This window comes from Nocardia sp. NPDC059764, assembly GCF_042732555.1.
Taxonomy (GTDB): domain Bacteria; phylum Actinomycetota; class Actinomycetes; order Mycobacteriales; family Mycobacteriaceae; genus Nocardia.
Map to the genome: position 1 here is coordinate 1 of NZ_JBHWHH010000302.1, position 4495 is coordinate 4495.

Annotated in this window: 6 protein-coding genes; 4 read left to right on the top strand and 2 right to left on the bottom strand. The window is 63.2% G+C overall.

Annotated elements, in window-relative coordinates:
• Positions 1-277 precede the first annotated feature (277 nt).
• Positions 278-1612 (bottom strand): Dyp-type peroxidase, encoded by a 1335-nt coding sequence (locus ACFV4K_RS34860; protein ID WP_379280564.1) that lies wholly within the window; start codon positions 1610-1612, stop codon positions 278-280.
• Between the two features lie 9 nt (positions 1613-1621).
• Positions 1622-2182, bottom strand: a complete 561-nt coding sequence (locus ACFV4K_RS34865) for a hypothetical protein (protein ID WP_379280565.1) — start codon at positions 2180-2182, stop codon at positions 1622-1624.
• A 197-nt stretch (positions 2183-2379) separates the two neighbouring features.
• Between ACFV4K_RS34865 and ACFV4K_RS34870 the strand changes: the two genes are divergently transcribed.
• From ACFV4K_RS34870 to ACFV4K_RS34885, 4 genes are all read left to right on the top strand, one after another.
• Positions 2380-3087, top strand: coding sequence for a hypothetical protein (locus tag ACFV4K_RS34870; RefSeq protein WP_379280566.1), 708 nt, complete (start codon positions 2380-2382; stop codon positions 3085-3087).
• A complete protein-coding gene (locus ACFV4K_RS34875) occupies positions 3084-3275 on the top strand; it encodes a hypothetical protein (protein ID WP_379280567.1) in 192 nt (63 codons plus the stop codon). Before ACFV4K_RS34870 ends, ACFV4K_RS34875 begins: the two co-directional genes overlap by 4 nt.
• A complete protein-coding gene (locus tag ACFV4K_RS34880; protein WP_379280568.1) occupies positions 3272-3562 on the top strand; it encodes a hypothetical protein in 291 nt (96 codons plus the stop codon). Before ACFV4K_RS34875 ends, ACFV4K_RS34880 begins: the two co-directional genes overlap by 4 nt.
• Positions 3563-4229: 667 nt before the next feature.
• The coding region (locus tag ACFV4K_RS34885; protein ID WP_379280569.1) for a hypothetical protein at positions 4230-4495 on the top strand (266 nt) is incomplete at its 3' end.

Below are 4495 nucleotides of genomic sequence, written 5' to 3' on the forward strand. Positions count from 1 at the left end.
CGCCTGACACCGATCGAATTTGAGACAATCAATCAGCCCGCACTCGCGGCCTGAAACACCACACCCCGCGAGTCAACCGAACTCGGGGCAGTCCCCCTCGCCGTGTGGTGCCAGGTCATTTCATGGTGGCGAGGTTGTGCCAGAGGTGCCTGCTCGGCGGGGTCGCGTTGGGCTTCCCAGGGGTAGCTCCACGTCCAGTAGATGCTGATCCGCCGCCGCCCGTCGGCCGTGCGCGGGATGTGGCTCTGGTTGTAGGTGCGTGCCGTCGGCAGACTGCTCATGAGGTCACCTCTGGGTTTTCGAGCGTGGCCAGGTAGCGCAGGGCGCTGATACCGGGCAGGAAGAAGTACGCTCCGCCCTTGAGAGTGGTGAAGGCGGGCAGGCTCGTGTGCACCTTTCGGATCGGCCGCTTGGGGATGGTGAATTCCAGGGTGCCGTCCTGGGTGCCGCAAATGGGGTCGTGCTCGTTGCCGAGTTCGTGGAATGCCTTGTCGTTGATCCAGACGTTCTGGGCGAACTCGAACTGGCGGACCAGGTCGGCGCAGATGATGAACGCGGCGATGCCCCGGTCCGCGCCGTCGTCGCGCGCGTCCTCGGGCAGCGCTGGTCCATATGTGGCACCGCGGCGAATCATCCTGCGCCGGTTCATATTCACTGCGGTGTCGCGCGGGTTGAGTCGGCGCGCATGCGAGCCGAGTGGTACCGCATAACCGTGCGGGTCCATCTGCTTGTAGTTGAAGTCGTTGTTGCGCAAGGGATCCGCGCCGAGTTCGGGATCGTCGTGGTCCGGTGACAGCACGAGCGGCGCGCCGCTGCGCCACCGGCCCATGAGTTTGGCGGCGAGGAGTTCCTGCCCGTCCGCGGTGTCGGCGTTCTCGTGCAGGAAGTCCCGAAACGCACCCACGTGTTCTTGTAGCCGCCGGTAGGCCATGTAACTGCCGTTGCGGGACAAGGCTTCCGGCTGCGGCAGCCCGTGGGGTGGCCCGTTCTCGTCGGGGTAGCCGAGGATGAATTCACCGGGTTGCAGGGGCGCGCCCGAGCCCGGGGTCGGTTCTTCCCCCGATCCTTCGATCACCGGCTGGGACAGGCGATCTCGAAACCCGAAGTGATCGTGGGCGTAGTTGAACGGCGGTGTCGAGTTCAAATCCAGGAACGACAACATGCGCACACCCGGACAGCCGGCTACCAGTTTCTCGTGTTCGGCCGTGCATCGCTGTCGTTCGTCCTCGGTGCGGGCGAACAGGATTGCGATGGCGTGCAAGTCGGCACCGGCCAGTCCGCCCACCCAGTTGTCGGGATGATTGGCGCCGGTGTCGCCCAGGATGTCGGCCCGGGCGGCCATGCCCTCACGGAATTCGTCGGGAAAGGTGGCCAGCGCTTGGTCTGGAACCCCGAGCGCCCGCAACCCATTCCAGGTGAAGGCCAGTGTGACCCACCGCTGCGAACTGTCCATCGTGGCGTGCACGTCCGCGGCCGACTGCACCCGGTCCAGCAGCGGCCTCAACCAAGCGCGGCCCCCGGCGGGGTCGTCGAAGGACAGGAATTCATAGCGTCCGGTCACCGCCGGGGTGCGGGTGAGCAGGATGTGCTGAATATCCTCGAGTTCGAGCATGGCCGCGGGCTACTGCATCTGATCGAGCATGTCGGAGAACGCCGCCTTCGCCCGCAGCGCCTTCTTGATCTCGTCGGAGGTGACGTAGGGGTACTCGCCGTACTCGAGGAAGCTCGGAAACTGGTGTTCGCGAACGAATTCCACGAACGACGCGGGATTTTCCTTCCAGTCATCCGGGAATCCCTCGAGGTTTGTGAAGACGGTGTCGATACCGGTCTGTGAGAACAGTGTCACGGCGTCTTCGGTGTACTTGTCGAAATCGGTATCGAAGATGCCCTGATACTGGAAGTACAGTCCGAATCCGACGTCGAACAGCAGCCACCGCAGGTAGTGCAGCCGGAGCGGTGCCAATACATCCGGGCTTGCGGCCACCGCGTCTTGGATCCGCTGGCCGTGGGCACGGATGGCCTCTTCCCGGCCGGGTTTCACCTTGGCGATGATCGAGAACCCGTAACATGCCGGGGTTCGTGGATACGTCGGACCGTATCTGCCACGTTGCAATTCGAAGTAGCCCTCTTCGGGAAGGGCCAGCGCTGCTGGTCTACTCCAGTCCTGATCGGCGGATGGCATGTTGTCCACACCTTTCCCGGTAAGCCACCTATTGAGACCGTGTCGTAACCTGTATTCGGCACCGAATACGGATGCCGTGAATCAGCTGAGGCCAGAGGTCTGAAACTGTTGTCGATTTGTTAGGCCGCCGACCGCGATAAGCAGTGGCGATACCGCGAATTCCCTGGGCAGACAACCCATTGTGGCAGGATGACCCTATGTCGACTCCGTCGCAACGCAGCAAGCCTGCACCGCGTCTGGGGCATTTGTCAACGCCGCGAGCCGCCGCGCTGGCCGGAGTGCTCTTTGCGATATTGCTCGGGACAACGCTGGTCCTGATTCGGATCCAAATGCCCGACCACGTCGAGGATTCGGCGCAATGGCTGCAGAGCCGGCACGGCGCGCTCACCACGGCGACCGTGCTGATGCCATTCGCCGGAATCAGCTTCCTGTGGTTCATCGGCGTCGTCCGCGACGGGTTCGGACACCACGAAGACCGGTTCTTCCTGACGGTATTTCTGAGCAGCGGACTGCTCTTCGTCGCGATGATGTTCGTCGCGACCGCTGGTATCGCCGGTCTTGTGACGAGCAACAACAGCGTCACCGATCCGGTCGCCCGCACCGAGGTGACCAACTTCGCCAGGATGATGGTGATCTCGTCGAGCCAGACCTACGCTCTGCGGATGGCCGCGGTGTTCATGATCTCGCTCGCGACGATTTGGTTGAAGACCAGGCTGATGCCCCGCTGGCTTGTCGCGCTCAGCTACCTGGCCGCCCTGGTGCTGCTGATCGGCAGCGAGATGAGCCGGTGGCTGACCATGGTGTTTCCGGTCTGGGTGTTGGTGGTCAGCTGCTTGCTCCTGGCCCGAGCCGGGCTGATCGGCGAGCAGCGCGACGAGGGCGACCGGTCTCGGGGGCCTTCGTGAACGAGTCATCTTCGCAGCGTTCGCCTGATTTGGAGCTGCTCTATTTCGCGGTGGCGGACCGGCACCTGCAATACGAGAATCTGCTCTGGCAGGTGCCCGCGCTCAGTCTGACCGCGCAGGCCTTCCTGTTCGGTATCGCGATGGGAGCAGGTAACGACTCCGTCGCGCGGATCGCCTCCTCGCATTGATCGTCTCGATCATCTCGATCATGTTGATGGCAAGCCACCGCCTCGCCGGCCGCAGGGATGAACTCTGGCTGGAGCGTTTCGAACAGAATGAACTGGACGTGGGAACCTGGGGCGCACATGGCACGGCATTTGCGAGGCAACAGGACATCGGCGACCTGGACGCGGGGCTTGTGGGTAAGCTGATACCGATGCGGCAGATGTTCAACGTATGGGTCGTCGGACTCGCCTGCTTCGGCATAGCCGCCGTCTTCATGATCCTGCGGGCACTGACCAATCTGAGCGGTTGAGCAGTCTCAGCTGGTCGGCAGTGGTGGACCTTCGAATGAGACTTTGGCCCCTGGTGGACGCTGGCCGATCGCGGTTAGCCTCGAATAGCGTCCTTTCCGCAGAACTGTGAAAAAGGGCGTTGCTTCGGTCGAATACAGCTACCGGAGCCGCCAGGTCGACACGGTCGTGGCGGGGTCTGCCACGGACCATTCCGCATAGGGTGTGGTTCGGCGACTTCACCATGTGGCTATCGCTCGTCATGGAGGACCATGACAATCGGTCGGGGTCGAGAACGGACGGAGTGCGTCATGAGCCGCTTCCGAGGGCGGCGCAGCGAGCGGTCGCAGTCGTGCCACTGTCTGCTGTAGCAGACTTTGTCGCTCAATCACCAGCGCAGCGGCTCGGCGGCAATCACCGAGGTTGCCCGGCTGCACTGGACAAGTCACTCGACATCGAGGAACAGATATGTCCAGCAAAATGATCAAGTTCGTGGCCGCAATCGCTATCGCCCTCCCGCTGGGCGCTATCGCAGCTCCGGCAGCTTCGGCGGCAACGCCTAGTTCGACATCGACCGCGGTTGTTCCCGCCGATGGATCAATTGCCATCTGCTTCCCCTTGGGAAGTGTGGTCTTTTGTATCTGAGATCACGGGCTGACGTCTCGGCGTAGGTGGAAGGAGCCGCGGGGGATGTTGTGGCATCCCCGGATTCCGACTTCCTCGGTCCGGGGATGCACCCTTCAACGTCACAGTGCAGGCGGGCATCGCCGTGGCGCGCACCACCGTGCGTATCGGCGGTGCCGTCATCGCGCGGGCACCCTGGAAGACATTGCGGCCGTTGCGGACAGCTACACCGGCCAGTTCCTGAAGGATGCGCTCGCGGCTCAGTCGCCGGCGCTCGCCGAACCGAAGCCCGCGAAGAAGGCGGCGGCCAACCGCCCGGCACGACGAAGCCC